General features: G+C 56.5%; 13 protein-coding genes and 1 tRNA gene. 9 read left to right on the forward strand and 5 right to left on the reverse strand.

The features are described 5' to 3' along the window. Positions 1 to 10: 10 nt before the first annotated feature. From aroC to aroF, 5 genes are read right to left on the reverse strand one after another with little or no spacing between them, the layout of a single operon-like run. On the reverse strand, positions 11 to 1,144 hold the full coding sequence (gene aroC, locus HF320_RS04355; RefSeq protein WP_169277215.1) for a chorismate synthase: 1,134 nt from the start codon (positions 1,142 to 1,144) through the stop codon (positions 11 to 13). A 3-nt stretch (positions 1,145 to 1,147) separates the two neighbouring features. Next, positions 1,148 to 2,467 carry a 3-phosphoshikimate 1-carboxyvinyltransferase gene (aroA, locus tag HF320_RS04360; protein WP_169277216.1) on the reverse strand — a complete coding sequence of 440 codons (1,320 nt, stop codon included), beginning with the start codon at positions 2,465 to 2,467 and terminating at the stop codon, positions 1,148 to 1,150. 15 nt (positions 2,468 to 2,482) lie between these two features. Further along, positions 2,483 to 3,556 carry a 3-dehydroquinate synthase gene (gene aroB / locus HF320_RS04365; protein ID WP_169277217.1) on the reverse strand — a complete coding sequence of 358 codons (1,074 nt, stop codon included), beginning with the start codon at positions 3,554 to 3,556 and terminating at the stop codon, positions 2,483 to 2,485. Positions 3,557 to 3,574: 18 nt separating this feature from the next. Further along, positions 3,575 to 4,495 (reverse strand): prephenate dehydrogenase, encoded by a 921-nt coding sequence (locus tag HF320_RS04370; RefSeq protein ID WP_169277218.1) that lies wholly within the window; start codon positions 4,493 to 4,495, stop codon positions 3,575 to 3,577. A 3-nt stretch (positions 4,496 to 4,498) separates the two neighbouring features. Then, a complete protein-coding gene (aroF, locus tag HF320_RS04375) occupies positions 4,499 to 5,524 on the reverse strand; it encodes a 3-deoxy-7-phosphoheptulonate synthase (RefSeq protein WP_169277219.1) in 1,026 nt (341 codons plus the stop codon). 165 nt (positions 5,525 to 5,689) lie between these two features. Here aroF and HF320_RS04380 point away from each other — a divergent pair. The 9 genes from HF320_RS04380 (at position 5,690) to HF320_RS04420 (ending at position 17,268) form a co-directional block, all read left to right on the forward strand. After that, positions 5,690 to 5,766, forward strand: a tRNA-Arg gene (locus tag HF320_RS04380). Between the two features lie 76 nt (positions 5,767 to 5,842). After that, positions 5,843 to 8,614 carry an HAD-IC family P-type ATPase gene (locus HF320_RS04385; RefSeq protein ID WP_349290703.1) on the forward strand — a complete coding sequence of 924 codons (2,772 nt, stop codon included), beginning with the start codon at positions 5,843 to 5,845 and terminating at the stop codon, positions 8,612 to 8,614. Positions 8,615 to 8,667: 53 nt separating this feature from the next. Then, the gene (gene acnA, locus HF320_RS04390) at positions 8,668 to 11,331 is read left to right on the forward strand and encodes an aconitate hydratase AcnA (protein ID WP_248276600.1); all 2,664 of its coding nucleotides are present in this window, start codon (positions 8,668 to 8,670) and stop codon (positions 11,329 to 11,331) included. Positions 11,332 to 11,363: 32 nt separating this feature from the next. Further along, positions 11,364 to 12,464, forward strand: coding sequence for a double zinc ribbon domain-containing protein (locus HF320_RS04395; RefSeq protein ID WP_169277220.1), 1,101 nt, complete (start codon positions 11,364 to 11,366; stop codon positions 12,462 to 12,464). 89 nt (positions 12,465 to 12,553) lie between these two features. Beyond that, on the forward strand, positions 12,554 to 13,096 hold the full coding sequence (locus tag HF320_RS04400; RefSeq protein ID WP_169277221.1) for a peptidylprolyl isomerase: 543 nt from the start codon (positions 12,554 to 12,556) through the stop codon (positions 13,094 to 13,096). Beyond that, positions 13,096 to 14,553 carry a tetratricopeptide repeat protein gene (locus HF320_RS04405; protein ID WP_349290704.1) on the forward strand — a complete coding sequence of 486 codons (1,458 nt, stop codon included), beginning with the start codon at positions 13,096 to 13,098 and terminating at the stop codon, positions 14,551 to 14,553. The genes HF320_RS04400 and HF320_RS04405 overlap by 1 nt, the downstream gene beginning before the upstream one ends. Positions 14,554 to 14,688: 135 nt before the next feature. Next, positions 14,689 to 15,720: a rod shape-determining protein gene (locus HF320_RS04410; protein ID WP_040220823.1), complete on the forward strand. Its 1,032-nt coding sequence runs from the start codon at positions 14,689 to 14,691 to the stop codon at positions 15,718 to 15,720. A gap of 87 nt (positions 15,721 to 15,807) precedes the next feature. Further along, on the forward strand, positions 15,808 to 16,707 hold the full coding sequence (gene mreC / locus HF320_RS04415; RefSeq protein ID WP_169277222.1) for a rod shape-determining protein MreC: 900 nt from the start codon (positions 15,808 to 15,810) through the stop codon (positions 16,705 to 16,707). Positions 16,708 to 16,722: 15 nt separating this feature from the next. Then, positions 16,723 to 17,268 (forward strand): rod shape-determining protein MreD, encoded by a 546-nt coding sequence (locus HF320_RS04420; RefSeq protein ID WP_169277223.1) that lies wholly within the window; start codon positions 16,723 to 16,725, stop codon positions 17,266 to 17,268. Positions 17,269 to 17,279 lie beyond the last annotated feature (11 nt).

Consider the following 17,279-nt stretch of genomic DNA (forward strand, 5'->3'; position numbering starts at 1 on the left):
GTGATTGCGGCTATTGACGGCAGCGTTGGGGGCAGAAATCGGGCGAAGGGGGGACTTCAAAACGACCGTCTTCAAGAAGTGCATCGAGCACGGCAAGGGCGGCTGCGGCCTCCACGACCGGTACGGCGCGCGCGACGATACAGGGGTCGTGCCTTCCTTTGACAGAAAGAGGCGTGTTTGTCCCATCGGGCAAGCTTACGCTTTGCTGCTCCTGGGCGATGGACGGAGTGGGTTTGAGTGCGACTCTAAAGACAATCGGTGCGCCGGTGGTAATTCCGCCGAGGGCACCGCCTGCATGATTGGTCTGGCAGCATACGCGTCCGTTGCTCATGCAGTAAGCGTCGTTGTTTTGGCTTCCATACATGGAGGCAACCTTGAAGCCTGCACCGAATTCAAGTCCCTTTACCGCCGGTATGCCAAATGCGATGTGTGCAATACGGTTTTCGATACCATCAAACATGGGGTCGCCAATGCCTGCGGGAACACCGTAGACCGCACATTCCACCGCGCCACCCACAGAGTCGAGGCGTTTTTTTGCCGAAAGAATGGTCGTGTGCATCAGTGCGGCTGCTTGAGGGTCGATGCAGGGGAGCTCGTTATGAAGGATTGCCTTGGCTTGAGACTTTTCAAGAAACAAGTCGTTTAGATGTACGTCTGTAACGTCTCCCACCTGTTGCATATGGGCGCAGACGGTGATGCCAAGCTGCGCGAGGGCCTGCAGGGCAAGACCGCCGGCAATGCAGAGGGGGGCGGTGAGTCGTCCGGAAAAATGGCCGCCGCCAGCGACATCGTGCCAGTTTCCGTAGCGTATATATGCGGGCCAATCGGCATGACCGGGGCGGGGAACACGGCGCAGTTCGCTGTAATCTCTAGAACGGGTGTTGGTGTTTTCGATGACGGCGGCAAAGGGCGCTCCGCACGTGTGTCCGTTGGCGATTCCGCTCAATACATGGACGACATCCGCTTCGCGGCGAGGGGTCGAGGTATCGTTTTTGCCCGGCGCGCGGCGATCGCAAAACGCCTGAAGCGCTTCCAGGTCAATGGGAATTCCGGCCGGCAGGCCGTCCAACGAGCAACCGATGGCCGTGGAATGCGATTGTCCAAAAATACTCAGATGAATGCGATTTCCGAAGGTCGAAGACATGGGTTACTCCTCAATGAGCGTAACGTCGCCGCCCAGAAGTCGGTAGTGATCGAAGAAATCAGGGTAGGATTTGTTGACCGCTTCGGCTCCGTTGATAACGACTTGAGCAGTACAGCGCGAAGCAGCAACGGCAACCATCATGGCGATGCGATGGTCGTTATGGGAGTCGACGGTGCCGCCGTTGAGCTCGGTCGTGCCGCGAATGATCAAGTTGTCACCGTCAACTTCAACGTGGGCGCCCAGAGCATTGAGTTCGGAGGCAGTGGTGGCAAGCCTGTCGGACTCCTTGATCCGCAGGCGCGCGCAATCGCGAATGACGGTCGTTCCCTGTGCACAGGAGGCCACCGCCGAGATAACGGGAACAAGGTCGGGGATATCCTGTGCGCTCATCTCAAAACCGTTGAGCGCGTCGGGCTGGGCGGTCGCACACTTTGGTGCACGCTGGATGCGCGCACCAAAGCGAGAAAGGGCCGCCATGACGTTTCTGTCTCCTTGGGCAGAGTTGAGAGAGACTCCCTCAACAGCGATGGGGGCATTGCTCAACGCTCCCGCGCAGAGCCAGAATGCAGCATTCGACCAATCGCCTTCCACCTGTACGGTGCCGGGGGAGCGATACCCTCGGGCGTTGACGGAAAACGTCGTTGATTCGGGCTGGGTGGACGTGGCATCCGCGTGGCGAACGGTCACCTCTACACCGAATTCTTTCATCGCCTGAATCGTGAGGTTAATGTAGGGGCGACTTTCAATCTTTCCCATGACGGCGACTTCGCTTGCGCCGTCAAGGAGAGGGAAGGAGAGCAGAAGACCCGATATATACTGGGAGCTTACATTTCCAGGAAGTACGAAGCGGCCAGCCCGCATGCGCCCAGAGGTCTTGAGCGGAAAGCCTCCCAGACCGTCAAGATCGCATCCTGCGGCGATAATCTCGTCGGATAGCGGGGCAAGCGGGCGGGACCCGAGCCTTCCGGCTCCGATGAAGGACGCCTCGGCGCCCAGGGCGCAAGCTACGGGGAGCATGAAGCGAAGAGTTGAGCCGGACTCGCCACAATCCAGCGTGCCTCCATGAAGGGCTTTGAGTAGACCGAATCCAACGCTTCTGGGGGCGGGGCGAACCGAGAAGCCGTCTTCGGTGGTCTCGATTTTTGCTCCCAGTGCCGTAAGACAGCGAACCGTCGCCTCAATATCGGCGCAGGTCGTATTGCAGACCACGTGAGTGGGGTCGTTTGCAAGTGCTGCGGCGATGATCAGGCGGTGTGCCATCGACTTCGATGCGATTGCGGGCACAGTGCCGGCGAGTGGACGTGGGTTGATGATCGCTTTCATGTTCCTGCCTTATGTCTACAGTCCTTGTTCGATGAGCGTGCGGAACTCATCGAGGGGAAGCGTTTTGATGCTTACAGATCCGATGGCCTCTATGGCCACGATATTCATCGTGTCGCCATGGCGTTTCTTATCGGCCTTGGCATGCCTGAAGAGTGTGTCGGCATCGAAATCGGTTGAGGTGGGAAGGCCGTGGGCGGCAACGGCCGCTTCGATGCGATGAGCGACATCTCGGTCGCACCAACCGCGTTTTGCGCAGGCGCGCGCCATGATGCACATGCCTGCTGCAACTGACGACCCGTGGCCAAGACGGTACTCGTTTGCGCTCTCCACGGCGTGCCCGATGGTGTGTCCAAGGTTGAGGGTCTGGCGAAGCCCGCGCTCGCATTCGTCATTCGAAACAACATCGCGTTTGATTTCGACACAACGTGCGATCACTCCCTCGAGCCGCTCGTGATCATCGCGCGATTCGGTGAGCGGAGTTTTTTCGAGCGAGACGAAAAGGCCGGGGTCGCTCATCACGCCGTATTTGATAACTTCGCCGCAGCTGTCGGCAAATAAGTCGGGGGCAATGGTGTCGAGAGCCTCAACGCTGGCGACAACGGCGCGCGGCTGGAAGAAGGCGCCAGCAAGATTCTTACCGTGCGCAAGATCAACTGCCGTTTTTCCTCCAACGGAAGAATCGACCATTGCGAGTAAGCTTGTGGGCACCTGCACGAGTTTACAACCGCGCATGTAGGTTGCGGCGGCAAAGCCGGCGAGGTCGCCAACGACGCCACCGCCAAGCGCTACCACGAGGTCATCGCGGGTGAGTTCCGCCTCGGCGCAGTGCTCAAGGAGGAGTGCGAGTTCGGACATGTTCTTAACGGTCTCGTTCGACTCTACGACGTGAATATCTGTTTTGTACCCAGCGGCGCTCAGCGACTCGAGAACAGCAGCAGAGTAAAGCGGAGCCACATCGGTGTTCGATACGACCATGGCTCGGGAGCCACCGGCGGTGCTACGCGCGATTTCGCCCACACGTGGCAACAGCCCAGATGCGATGTGGACGTTGTACGTCCTCGATGATGTGGCAACTTCTATCGTCTGCACGACGCTTCCTCCTGGTGGCTAATCGTTGTCGGGGGTGTTGGAGTCGAGAACGCGCTTGATGCGATCCCCCTCGGCAAGAAGCTCTTTGAGCTGCTCCTCGTCCTTCCTATCGAGTGCATCGCGATAGGCTGAGAGAGAATCGATAAGACAGGTAAGCTCTTGGCTGAGATATTGCGCGTTATCGGTCATGAGCTCGGCCCACATGGATGCATTGAGGTGCGCGACGCGTGTGAGGTCTCGATAGCTTCCTGCCGAGAAGCCATGGTGCTCTTGCGCAGTTGGGCTCTTTACATAGGCATTGGACACCACGTGCGCAAGCTGGCTCGTAAAAGCAATTACGTGGTCGTGCTCCTCGGCGCTTGTAACGCTAAACTTTCCAAAACCCAGAGGGCGCACCATCTCACGTACCTGACTTAAGAGTTCCAGTTTAAGGGAATCGTCCACCGCGGGCGGGACGAGCACTAACGGCGCGCCCGCGAATAAGTCGGCACGAGAGTGTGCATAGCCCGAGAACTGCGTGCCTGCCATGGGGTGTGCTCCCACAAAGTAAAAGCCATTCTCACGCGCTAGGTTAAAGGCGCGCTCGCACACAATGCCTTTGATGCCTACGGTATCGATCACCACGGGGCCCATGATGGCCTGCGTATCGGTGGCTTCGGCGAGCGCCTGGGCGTGTGCCTCAAGCCATTCGATACAGGCTTCGGGGTAGCAGGCGAGGACGATAATGTCGCACTCGCCGAGCGTCTCCTCGTTAAGCTCTCCGGAGACGGTGCCCATGCTGGCGGCCACCATAACGTCTTCATCGGGATCCCAGGCCAGCACGCGAACGCCTGCCTGCGCATAGCCTCGGGCAAAGCTTCCGCCGATAAGACCCAATCCCACGATGCCGGCACATTTGGGTCCGCCCTGGTTAACGCGTGCGTTCCTTACCGTTCCCATGGTCTACTCCTGCACGGTTTCTTGGCAGATGACTTCCCGGATAGCGCGGATGCGACGCATGGTGTCGTCAAACTGATCGGGGGTGAGCGCCTGAGCACCGTCAGACCATGCCTTGCTCGGGTTGTCGTGGACTTCGATTTCCAAGCCGTCGGCGCCGGCTGCCGTGGCGGCGAGTGCCATAGGCTCAACATAGCGGGTGTAGCCGGTGGCGTGGCTGGGGTCGGCCACAACGGGGAGATGCGAAAGATGGTGGAGCACGGGCACGGCGTTGAGGTCGAAGGTGTTGCGCGTGCGCGTTTCGAAGGTACGAATGCCGCGCTCGCAAAGGATGACGTTTTCGTTGCCCTCGCTCATGATGTACTCGGCAGCCATGAGCAGCTCGTCGAGGGTGCCAGACATTCCGCGCTTAAGAAGAACAGGAGTATTGGTTTTACCGACCTCTTTGAGGAGGGGAAAGTTTTGTGCATTGCGGGCACCGATCTGCATGACCTCGATATTCTTGTCCAAAAAGAGCTGGACGTCGCGGGGGTCCATGATTTCGGTGACGATGGGCATGTCGAGCTCATCTGCCGCCTCGCGCAGCAGGTCGAGCCCCTCGGCGCCCATTCCCTGGTAGGCATATGGGGAGGTGCGAGGCTTGAAAGCACCGCCGCGCAGCATGGTTGCACCGGCCTTTTTGACACGTCGGGCAATGCGGATGAGGTTTTCACCCTCAACGGAGCAAGGGCCTGCGATAACCTGGAAGTGCCCGGCGCCGATCTTCACTCCATGGCCGCAGTCGACCGAGGTGTCTTCGGGATGAAACTTGCGGTTTGCTTTTTTGAAAGGTTCAGAGACGCGTTTGACCTGGTCGACGATATCCATCGATTCAAGCAGGAACGGATCGATTCGACTCGTGTCGCCCACGAGCCCGATGATCGTCTCCTCCTTGCCGCGGCTGATGTGCGTATCGAGACCTTTTTTGTGAATCCAACTCACGAGGTGGGAGACGGACTGATCGGAGGCTCCTTTTTTGAGTATGGCAATCATGTCGACGGTTTCCTGTTCTGTAATAATTCGAGCAATGCGTAGCACTCGAGTGTATACCAAAAACCGTATATATCTGGTCAGATGAACAAGTTATGCAATCTGTAACGTGGTGCTGCCACAAGCTCGTTAACAATGGGGTAACCGTTGTATACTATCTGCTCGTTGGCCCCATTAGCTCAGGGGATTAGAGCGTCTGCCTCCGGAGCAGAAGGCCGTTGGTTCGAACCCAACATGGGGCGCCACCTGCGTATGCGAGGATCGATAGAGGTACGCCTCGTCGATCCTCTTTTTATATGCCACGATCGAATGGCGGTAACCATGATCGATAACACCATAAACGTCTCGGAAGCAAATGGAGTCGCGAAGACCCCCTCCATGGCAGTTGCGGAACCTTTGTTGGGATTGTCGAGTGCTGAGGTTTCCGAGCGAATCGCTGCGGGCAAGGTCAATGTCAACACCGATTTAAAAACCAAGTCGGTCAAAGAGCTGATCATCGAAAACCTCTGCACGCTTTTCAACCTCATCAATCTTGTCCTGGCCATTCTTGTCATCCTTACCGGTTCCATAAAGAACCTGAGCTTTCTTTGCATTGTTGTGCTCAATACGGGAATTGGCATCGTCCAGTCTTGGCGTTCGAAGCGTATGGTCGATAAGCTGACGCTTCTTGCAAGCAAGCGTGCGACGGTGGTTCGCGACGGTTCTGAGATCGAGGTGGATTTGGACCAAATCGTTCTTGACGATGTCGTCCGTTTGGGCCGTGGTGACCAGATTCCCGCCGACGCCGTCGTTGTTTCGGGTGATGCCCAGGTTAACGAAAGCCTTCTTACCGGCGAAAGCAACCTGATTCGCAAGCAGCCCGGCGCCGAGCTCATGAGCGGTAGTTTTGTTGATTCCGGTTTGATTTATGCTCGCGTGATTCACGTGGGCGCCGATAACTATGTTGCAAAGATCAACAACGAGGCGAAGTACGTCAAAAAGGTCAATTCTGAGATCATGAAGGCGCTCAATGCCATCGTGCGTTTTGCGAGCGTCATCATGCTTCCGCTGGGCATTGCCCTGTTCTATTCGAGCGTGCATGTGGCATATGAGCAAGACGGCGCCTCGATGACGTTTTTGGCTTGGGCTTTCTCGGGCTCTCGGGCATGGTCTGACGTCTCGGCTGCGATTCTTTCGACGGTGGGTGCGCTTCTGGGCATGATTCCGCAGGGCCTCGTCTTGCTCACCTCATCTGTACTCGCAATTGCGACGATTCGCCTGGCTCGCCGTCGAGTCTTGGCGCAACAGCTGTACTGTATCGAAACGCTTGCTCGTGTCGATGTTCTTTGCTTGGACAAGACGGGCACTATTACATCTGGAAAAATGCAGGTCGCAGGCGTTTATACCGCTTCGGATGATGGCCGTGCCGTGCCGCTCGAGAACTCTGATGCCGAGCGTGCTGCGCTGGTCGACTTCGCTCTTGCGAACATTGCCAAGGCAACTTCGGCAGACGCCAACGAGACATGTCAGGCTGTTATCTCTTACTATTCCGGCACCGACATTTCTCTTGCCGAGCCTCTTGCCGTTGTTCCCTTCTCTTCTGCCAAGAAATGGAGCGGCGCTTCGTTCAAGCAGGGTTCTTATGTGATGGGGGCTGCGCAGTTTGTTCTGGCCCCCGATGTCTATAAAACCTTTGAGGGAGCGGTGAACGCTCTTGCCGATACCTGCCGCGTTCTCGTTATCGCTTCCGTTGATGGTTTTACCGATGAGGGGGATATGGAAGGCAGGGCAAACCCCCTGGGTTTCGTGACAATCCGCGACGAGATCCGATCTTCTGCAGCCGATACCATTGCGTATTTCTGCGAACAGGGCGTTACGCTCAACGTCATCTCGGGCGACGATCCTCGCACGGTTTCGTCCATCGCAAAGGTGGTTGGTGTTCCCGGCGCCGAAGCGTTTGTCGATGCGACTACGCTCGACACGCCTTCGAAGATCGACGCTGCTGTCGATAAGTATCATGTCTTTGGTCGTGTGACGCCCCAGCAGAAACGCGAGCTTGTCGTCGCCCTCAAATCGCGTGGCCATACTGTTGCCATGACCGGCGACGGCGTCAATGACGTATTGGCGCTCAAGGAGGCGGACTGCTCTGTCGCTATGGCGGCTGGTTCCGACGCCGCGCGTAACGTGGCAGAGATCGTCTTGATCGACAACGACTTCGCATCTATGCCAGCCGTTGTGGCAGAGGGGCGTCGCTCCATCAATAACTTGCAGCGTTCTGCTTCGCTCTTTTTGACAAAGACGTTGTTTTCCATGGGGCTTGCCGCGCTTTGCATCTTCTTTCCGCCTTACCCCTTCCAGCCCATCACGATGACGCTCATCAACTTCTTCTGCATCGGGTTTCCGAGTTTCGTGCTTGCGCTGGAGCCCAATAAATCACGTATCAAGGGTAGCTTTCTCGTCAACGTGCTCAGGCGCGCCGTTCCTGCTTCGGTGGCTGTGCTCATCGCTTCGTGCCTTTGCATGTTCTCCGCTTCCGTTTTCGGGTTCAGCAAACCGGTGCTATCTACGATGTGTCTCATTTCTACCAGCGCAATCGGCTGCAGTTTGATCTGGCGTATTTCGTTCCCGTTTTCGCCGTTGCGACTTGCAGTGTTCATTTTCGTCACCGCAGGTCTTGTGGTGGGCGTCGTCTTCTTTCCAACGTTTTTCTCCATTGCGGCTCTTGGTTTAGGGCAGCTTCTCGGCTCGGTTGTCGTTGCGGTGCTCGGCTGTCTGCTCTTCTTCTTGCTTGCGGATGTGTTTGATAGGGTTCCGCAACGCGTGACCAAGCGTGCCACGGGATTCGGCCGCGGTGTGCGGATGTCTCTTCGGGGAGGAAAGCGCACCGTGAGCTCTACGGGTTCCTCGTTTGAGAGGAGGGCGGGCGCGATTGCGCGAAGGGTGTCGCGTGCTCATGAAGAGCGTGAGCTGTCTCGCGCCCAGGCATCCGCTCGACGCGCGGTGGATGATGTGACGCCAACTGCTCGGGTTCTCAAGCGCGTCACCAAAGCCGGCGGCGGGATCCGCGTCGCCATGCCCTCCTCTAAAAAAAGAAAACCGGACACCAAACGGTAACAAACAGCACGTAGTATCGACGGTTACCCACCAACGACGAAAGAGAGTTGAATATGAGCAAAGAGGGGATGCGCATCGGTTGTGCGCGCAATGAGTTTTCCTGCGGTGGCGAATCTATCGCGTATGCGCGCGTGCTGGATATTCCCGGTGCGGATCGCCTTCCTGTGTGCTTGCGCGTCCTGTTGGAAAACGTCTTGCGCCGCGCGACAAGCGAGCAGCAAGCCCAAGCTGCCGCTCGGTGTATCGTCGATGCCGGCCTTGCTGGTGAGGCTGGCGGCGAGATCGAGTTCATGCCCGCACGCGTCCTTTTTCAGGACTTTACCGGCGTCCCCGTATTCGTTGATTTTGCTGCCATGCGCGACGCCGCTTCAGATAAAGGCGGGGATCCCGACCGCATCAACCCGCAGATTCCCTGCACGCTCGTAGTTGATCACTCCGTAGCCGCCGATGTCGTTTCGTGCTCCTGCGCTGCCCTCGAAAATGCACGTATCGAAGCCGAGCGCAATGCGGAGCGCTTCTCCTTTCTCAAATGGAGCGCCAAGAGCTTCGATAACGTGCAGATCGTGCCGCCCGGTGTTGGTATTTGTCACCAGCTGAATATCGAGCGTTTTTGCCAGGTTGCGATAACCGGTGGCGATCAGGCGCCTGTCATGTACTTTGATTCACTTGTTGGCACCGATTCCCATACCACGACCGCAAACGGCATGGGCGTGCTTGGGTGGGGCGTAGGCGGCATCGAGGCGGAAGCGGCTGCTTTGGGGCAGCCGATCACGATGCTCGTTCCCCCTGTTGTGGGCGTTCACCTTACCGGTTCACTTTCCGCCGGCGTTACCGCCATGGATCTTGCTCTGACCTTTGCCGAGCGCCTTCGCTCGGTCGGCGTCGTCGGCAAGCTTGTCGAGTGCTTTGGCGAGGGCGTCTCCACTTTGACAGCCACGCAGCGTGCGACCGTCGCCAATATGACTCCCGAGTACGGCTGCACCTCAACGTTTTTCCCGGCGGATGATAAGACGTTTGCCCAGCTTGAGCTTTCCGGCACGGATAAGGCTTCTATCGAGCGGGTTCAGGCCTTCTTGCGCGCCCAAGGCGTCGACGCCGAATCGCTTGACGGTGCCGATATCGTTTACTCGCAGGTTATCGATATCGATCTTTCTTTGATCGAACCCTCTTTGGCCGGTCCCTCGCGTCCGCATAATCGTGTTGCTGTTTCTGGTTTGCAGCAACGCTTCCGCGATTCTTTGGCGCAGCATGGGCGTGCTCCGCAGGACACCGTAAAGACCGTCTCGTTTAATGGCGAGGATTTTTCGCTAACGCACGGTGCCCTTGGCATCGCCGCCGTGACGAGCTGCACCACGGCAACCGATCCCGCTATGATGATCGCTGCCGGTCTTGTGGCGAAAAAGGCTCAGGAGCTTGGCTGCGCGCCGCTTCCCTGGGTCAAGAAGGTTTTGGCACCTGGTTCCCACAGCACTACCGAGATTCTTTCTCGTGCAGGTCTCGTTGAGCCGCTGGCGCAGATGGGCTTTTCTGTCTGCGGCTGGGGCTGCATGAGCTGTATCGGTAATTCCGGTCCTCTTTTCGAGCCGATGCATGCGGTCGCCGATGAGCTTGAGCTCACGAGTATCCTTTCGGGCAATCGCAACTTCGACGGGCGCATCAGCCCCGATGTGGCTCAGAACTACCTTGCTGCCCCGGCGTTTGTGGTGGCTTACTCCCTTGCCGGCACGCTCGATATCGACCTTTCAAACGACCCCGTGTGCACAGGGAGCGCTGGCCCGGTTTACCTTGCCGACCTGCTTCCTCAGGACGAGGAGGTCAAGGCGCTTCTGCATAAGGTCGTTTCTAGCGATCTTTTTGCCGAAACGGGTAAGACCTTGTTTGATGGTGATGAGCATTGGCGTTCCCTCGCCGTCAACGCGACTTCTACGTTTGAGTGGAACGACGGCTCGACCTACGTTCGTCGCCCGCCTTATTTTGAAGATGCCGTGGCTAGCGATGTGTTTGAACTATCCGGTGCCCGCGCCCTCGCCAATCTCGGTGACTTTGTGACAACCGACCATCTTTCGCCTGCCGGGGCAATCGCGCCGGATTCTCCTGCGGCGCGTTATCTGCGCGAACACGGCATCGAGGAGTCCGAATTCAACACGTATGGTTCTCGTCGCGGCAACCATGAGGTTATGATGCGAGGCTGCCTTGCCAACGTGAAGCTCGTCAATAAGCTTGCAGAAGGCAAGGTTGGCGGATACACGTGGGACCATTGGGGCGCTTGCGTCTCCACTATTTTTGATGTTTCCCAGCGTGCTGCTGCCGAAAACACGCCTTTGGTCATTTTGGCGGGCAAGATGTATGGCTCGGGTTCTTCCCGTGACTGGGCGGCCAAGGCGCCTCAGCTTCTTGGCGTTCGTGCCGTCATCGCGCAGAGCTTCGAGAGGATTCATCGCTCCAATCTGGTGGGCATGGGCATCTTGCCGCTTCAGTTCAAAGAGGGTGAGAGCGCCGATTCCTTGGGTTTGGACGGCCACGAGGTTTTTGACATCGCTCCCGTGGATTTTTCGCAGGGGCTCCTTTCTCCGTCGTATGCTCGAATCACGGCATTGCGTCAGGACGGCTCTGCCGTCGAGTTTGAGGCTGAGGTTCGCGTCGATACTCCGACGGAGGGCGCGTATTTTAGCGCCGGCGGCATTTTGCCTTTCGTTCTCGATACGTTGATGGCGTAGTTATTTGTTCGTTTTCTGAAATGGAGTTGTGCGTGATCTGCCCGAACTGCCTCAAGACTGTTGAAGACGGCACCACGTTTTGTCCGCACTGCCATGCCTATATGGGCGGCACGACAGGGGAGAGTCGTTCCGACTTCGTCTTTTGCGAAGGCTGCGGAGCACGCCTCTCCATTCACGATCGAACTTGTCCTAAATGCGGAAGGCCTGCTCCCGGCATCCTCTCCGTTAAATCCGCCTCTTCAGATCTTGCTGCCGGAAGAACCGCCAGTTTTCCTCGCCTCACTCCCGAGATTATTGATACCGAGACCTCTCGTCCCTCGTCGGTTTCGGTTGCCGAGGTTCTCAACGATACAATGAGTCCCGCTGAGACCTCGGTTTTGCGTGCGGCAGATCTTGAGCAGCAGGCAAGAAAACTTGCTTCCGCACCTTTACAGGATGACCCCTATCATTCTCGACGTCACCCTCGTAAGGGGCTTGTCGTCTCGCTTATCTCTCTTCTTGTTGTCGGTAGCGTCGCTGCTTTTATCTATTTTGACCCCATGCATGTCATGCCGGGCTTCTACGAGTCTTTCCAAAACGCGGCGCATGAGATGTTCCCAAGCCGACAGCTGCCTGAAGACCATGATGCCGTGGCGACAGCGCCGGCGAAGCCGAAAAAAGAAGAGGCCGAGCGTGACTCTCAACCCCTTACCGATGACCAGGTGTTTGATAAGCTGACGACCATTTACCAACAGATTCTTGACTATGGCTCTTCTGATCGTTTTGGTTCTTGTGTCGATGCCTTCAATAACGCATATCTAGCCTCATCGTATACCGATCGTGAAGAAGCATCTGCGTCGGCCTATGAGCTTCGCGACAGCGTTCAAAAGACGATCGACGAGCTCAATCAGCTCCAAGCGCCCGAGAATTCTGTTTACACCGAGGATATTGAGCACATGAAGCAGCTTGCCCAGTGGATGTACGGTCGTATCGACCAGATATGCGCTTCTTGGGACGTCTCTCTTTCCTATAAAGACGGAGAGTTGCCAAGCGATCATCAGGATGAAATCTTGGCGCCCATGCGTCGAGCGGGAAGTAGCGATTACGATTCCTACTATGAGAATATCGAGGCATGGGAGCCTCAACGCAAATAGTGTCCCATTGCATGCCGAATTGATGAATGGTGCCCCTTCTTGCTAAACTAGGAGAGATATATCCAACTTCATTTCCAAGGGGTTTTAATATGTTCGGTATCGAGCTGTATACACCTGAATATAAGGTTGTCGGCGATGAGGTGGCAATTGTCGAGACTTCTAAGGGCACTATCAAAGTTGAGCTTGACGGCGCCGGTGCTCCGATTCATGTTGCTAACTTCTGCGAGCTTTCCACCATGGGTTTCTACGATGGCCTTAAGTTCCATCGCTATGTTCCCGGTTTCGTGATTCAAGGCGGAGACCCCAATACGCGCGATATGACGGGAGAACAGGTTGCGGCTGGGCTTCCTGGTCCCGATGGCATGCCTGGAACCGGTGGACCCGGTTATTGCATCAAGGGGGAGTTCAATACCAACCCCCGCAATAGCCATGATGACGGCGCGCTTGCCATGGCTCGCTCCATGAATCCCGATTCTGCGGGTTCCCAATTCTATTTCTGCCTTGGCGCTCAGCATAATCTCGATTCCGGGTATACCGTCTTTGGTCAGACCCTTGAGGGCAAGGATGTTATCGCCGCGCTTCGCGCTGGTGACGAAATCGTCCACATCGACATCGTCCATAAGGAGCAATAGTGAACGCTCAGTATCTTGAACAGGCACGTGCAGCGTATCGTGCTGGTGATTTTTCGGCAGCTTCGAGCATGTTTCTCGCCTCTAAGGAGCCCGGCGAGCTGCTCGGTGAAGCTGATCACCTCCGTGGCAACTGCCTGATGAGGCTTGGAATGTATGCTGACGCCGCATCGGCATATGCCGATGCGCTTCAGGACACTTCCTATGGAAAGCAGGGCGCACTTTTGACGAATCAGGGCAAGGCGCTCTCTGCTGCAGGAGACTTGAACGGAGCCGTTCAGGCATTTTCCGCGGCGACCCGCGATGCCTCCTACGCTACGCCGTATAAGGCTTACCTCGGACTTGGCAACGCTTTGCTCACCTTGGGAAATGTTACCGACGCCGGTGTGGCGTTTCGCGCCGCTGCCATCGATGGCACAAATCCGGCTCCCGCATCGGCGCTTTCGAGTCTCGGCTCTTGCTTCCTGCAGCTTGGCCGTCCCGCCGACGCTATCGAGGCATATCGCACCGCTTTGGATTACGTCGGACCTCATGACGATACCCGTTCCATTAATGCCGGTCTCGGTGAGTCCCTCGTTGCAGATGGTAAAATCGCCGATGCCATCGATGCGTTCCAGAGTGCTACCGCAGATGGTCTGTATGAGTTGACCCCCAGCCAGCAGGCTGCGTTCGATAGCGCTCGCGAGACGGTTTCCTCGCAGAGTGCCATTGCCTCCACGCAGGCAGGGGAGGTTGCTTTTGATACCGGCGCAGATCCCCTGGACCCGCTGGGTAAATCTGGCAACTTCATGCCCGATCCTTCCGATACCGGTTTCTTCACGCTGTCCGAATCCGAGATGATCCAGCAGGACAAGAAGGATATGAAGGTTCGTCGCAAGCATCGTCATACCGGTCTCAAGGTGTTCCTCGTCATTCTCATCATCCTTCTTCTGGCTGCTGGCGGTCTTGGATTCGCTTATACGCGCGGGTTTGGTTTCCCTTCGCAGCAGGATGCTGTGAACGGTTTGTTCCAAGCCGTGACGGATGGGTCCGATACTGCTGCTTATCTCTCTCCGTCCCTTTCTGACGATGCGAAGTCTGCCATCGTTTCCTCCATTCCTTCCGGCGCCACGGTGACGATTTCGGCAATGGATCAGAACATGACCACCTCTACCGCTAAGGTTACGGCTCAGCTCTCCAAGGGCGCAACCATTGTCTACCAGGTTGAATTCGATCGTTCTTCCAATCATATCGGTTGGACTGTCAAGTCGCTTTCGGCAGATTTCGGTACGGCGGGCACGGGCGGCTCGGCTACGGGGGAGGCAACCGTCTCTTCTGACGACTCTAATGCGCCGGATTCTTCGACGGGCGAATCTAGCGATGCTTCTACCGACGAGAATCAGGGTTCTTCGGATAGTACTTCAGAACAGTCTTCCGATACCGACTCCGAAGCTTCTTCTACGACCGATTCCGCACAGTAACGTGTGACTGCTTGATATGTTCTTTTGTGCGGAGGCGCCTTTGGCACCTCCGCTCGCTTTAGGGTGACGTAAACTTTTTCACGAGTATGCTTCGTCTTCACGACGATTATCGTAGGAGTCGACTTGTTTTCTTTCATGGATATGTTCTTTGGTCAGTACGGGGGAGACCTCGCTATCGACCTGGGCACCGCTAACACGCTTGTTTCCGTTCGCGGCAAGGGCATCGTAATCCGCGAGCCGTCCGTTGTCGCTATCGACAAGAACGATGAGCGCATTTTGGCTGTCGGTATCGAAGCTAAGCGCATGCTTGGCAGGACGCCGGGCAATATCGTTGCCGTCCGTCCTCTCAAAGATGGCGTTATCGCCGATTTCGACGTTACCGAGGCCATGCTTCGGTACTTTATCGACAAGGCAAGCGATAAACGCTACCCGTGGACGCCCCGTCCTCGCGTTGTCGTTTGCGTGCCCTCTGGCGTGACGAGCGTTGAGAAGCGCGCCGTCTTCGAGGCGACAATTTCTGCCGGTGCACGTCAGGCTTATCTTATCGAGGAGCCGATGGCGGCGGCCATCGGTGCCGATCTTCCCGTTGAAGAGCCAACGGGTTCTATGGTTATCGATATCGGCGGCGGCACAACCGAAGTCGCCGTTATCGCCATGGGCGGTATCGTTGTCTCCCAATCCATTCGTATTGCTGGCGATGAGTTCGACCAGGCCATTCTCACGCATGTTCGCGATGCCTATAACCTCGCCATTGGCGAGCGTACGGCTGAGGATATCAAGATTAAGGTCGGTTCTGCCGTCCCGCTGCGCGATGAGCTCGATGTCGAGGTCAATGGTCGCGACGTGATCAGTGGTCTTCCCAAGACCGTCCGAATCGAGAGCGAAGAGATTCGACGCGCGCTCAACAAGCCTCTTGATGAGATGACGAAGGCCGTCAAGGATGCTTTGGATGCAACGCCGCCCGATTTGGCTTCCGATCTTATGTATTACGGCATTCTTCTTACCGGCGGCGGCGCACTGCTGCGCGGTCTGGATGTTCGTCTTCGCGATGAGACCGGCGTCGCCGTTAACGTGAGCCCCACTGCGCTTGACAACGTTGTCAATGGTTGCGCGCGCGTGCTCGAGGCCAACGCCTTTGACGGCGGATTTGTTCAGAGCAACGCTTAGCTCGATTTAGAAGGGTAATCTTTGCCGAAGTCTAAAGGGTTTTCGTCACATCTGAATACGCAGCGACAATCAACGGGGGTTCGCCCGTTGATTGTTTTGTGCTTGGTTTCGATTTTGCTCCTTACGTTTTATATTCGTGAGGGCGAAAGCGGACCCATTCACTCGGTTCGCGGTGCCGTCTCCGTGGTGACCACTCCTGTTCGGGTCCTCGGTTCCCTTGTCGCCACGCCCTTTAATGCTGCAGGCAATGTCATGGGCAACCTCACCGCCTCGCAGGAGACCCTCTCGGAGCTTAGAGAGCAGAATGCCGAGCTGACTGCTCAGGTTGCCGAGCTTTCTGAGTCCAAGAAGACATCCGAGCGCCTGGAGTCCTTGCTTAATCTTCAGTCCACGTACAACCTGACCTCCACCGCTGCCCGCATTATCGGTAATTCTTCCGATGCCTGGTCGCGTGCCGTCACTATCGACAAGGGTACGGCGGCCGGTTTCTCGTGTGGAATGGCCGTGTGCAACTCCGGTGGCGTTATCGGACAGATCGTGGAGGTTTCGGCTACTACTTCTACCGTTCAGCTCATCACCGACGAGGGCTCCGGTGTTTCGGCGATGATTCAAAGCACGCGTGCTCAGGGTATGTTGCAAGGTCAGCCCGATGGTTCCTTGCGCCTTTCGTACGTTTCAACAGAATCGGATGTGAAGGTGGGCGACATCGTTATCACCTCGGGTATCGGTGGCGTGTATCCCAAGGGCTTGCCTCTCGGTACCGTTTCTTCTGTCGAGAAGTCTGACAATGATGTCTATTACACCATTGTGGTGAGGGCTCAATCTACTGCGGAGAATAACGAGGAAGTCCTTGTGATTACTTCTCTCACCGATGACCAGATAGCATCCGACCAAGACGTTGCCAGTGCAAACAAGAGCGGTGCGGTTACGTCTGCCAGCACAAAAGACGAAGATTCTTCTGAAGATTCGTCTGACGATTCGGAATAAGGAGGGGATGTGTACATGCAACTCAAAGATATGGGCAAAACTCGTTCGGCTACTGTTGCCCTTTGTATCGCCGCCGTCGCCCTCCAGATCGGTTTTGCCCCTCAGATCGAGGTAATGGGCGGCAGAATCAATTTCATGCTTATCCTTGCATGCGTTTTTATCTTAAGCGGCGATACGCATCGTGCAACGATCGCTGGCTTTTTCTGCGGCATTGCATACGATTTGACGGCATCGGTTCCCGTTGGCCTTATGTCTCTTATTCTGACGGTGGCATGCTTTATCTCGAGCGGTATGTTCCGTGGCGTTCAGATTGGCCTTAATCCCAATGCGCTTCGCTGTACTGCAATCGTGATGTTTGCCGTTAACGTTCTTTACGGCCTGCTCCTCTTCTTCATGCATGTGCAGACCGATCTGTTCTGGGCAATTATCGGTCACGGCCTTTCGAGCACTCTCCTCTCGCTCCTTGTTGCGGTTCCCTTTTTTGTCCTTGCCGGCAGTGCACTTTCCCAAGGCGGCTTTTCTGCCCGTTCCCGCGGAACGCGCTATAAGGGCCTTCGCTAGGGGCTCATATC

The organism is Collinsella acetigenes (assembly GCF_012844445.1).
GTDB classification, from domain to species: Bacteria; Actinomycetota; Coriobacteriia; order Coriobacteriales; family Coriobacteriaceae; genus Collinsella; species Collinsella acetigenes.

What these genes read in the sequence shown, in the direction of transcription:
- aroC (WP_169277215.1), bottom strand. Translation starts at nt 1,144, where the DNA reads ATGTCTTCGACCTTCGGAAATCGCATTCATCTGAGTATTTTTGGACAA.
- aroA (WP_169277216.1), bottom strand. Translation starts at nt 2,467, where the DNA reads ATGAAAGCGATCATCAACCCACGTCCACTCGCCGGCACTGTGCCCGCA.
- HF320_RS04370 (WP_169277218.1), bottom strand. Translation starts at nt 4,495, where the DNA reads ATGGGAACGGTAAGGAACGCACGCGTTAACCAGGGCGGACCCAAATGT.
- aroF (WP_169277219.1), bottom strand. Translation starts at nt 5,524, where the DNA reads ATGATTGCCATACTCAAAAAAGGAGCCTCCGATCAGTCCGTCTCCCAC.
- HF320_RS04385 (WP_349290703.1), top strand. Translation starts at nt 5,843, where the DNA reads ATGATCGATAACACCATAAACGTCTCGGAAGCAAATGGAGTCGCGAAG.
- acnA (WP_248276600.1), top strand. Translation starts at nt 8,668, where the DNA reads ATGAGCAAAGAGGGGATGCGCATCGGTTGTGCGCGCAATGAGTTTTCC.
- HF320_RS04400 (WP_169277221.1), top strand. Translation starts at nt 12,554, where the DNA reads ATGTTCGGTATCGAGCTGTATACACCTGAATATAAGGTTGTCGGCGAT.
- HF320_RS04410 (WP_040220823.1), top strand. Translation starts at nt 14,689, where the DNA reads ATGGATATGTTCTTTGGTCAGTACGGGGGAGACCTCGCTATCGACCTG.
- HF320_RS04420 (WP_169277223.1), top strand. Translation starts at nt 16,723, where the DNA reads ATGCAACTCAAAGATATGGGCAAAACTCGTTCGGCTACTGTTGCCCTT.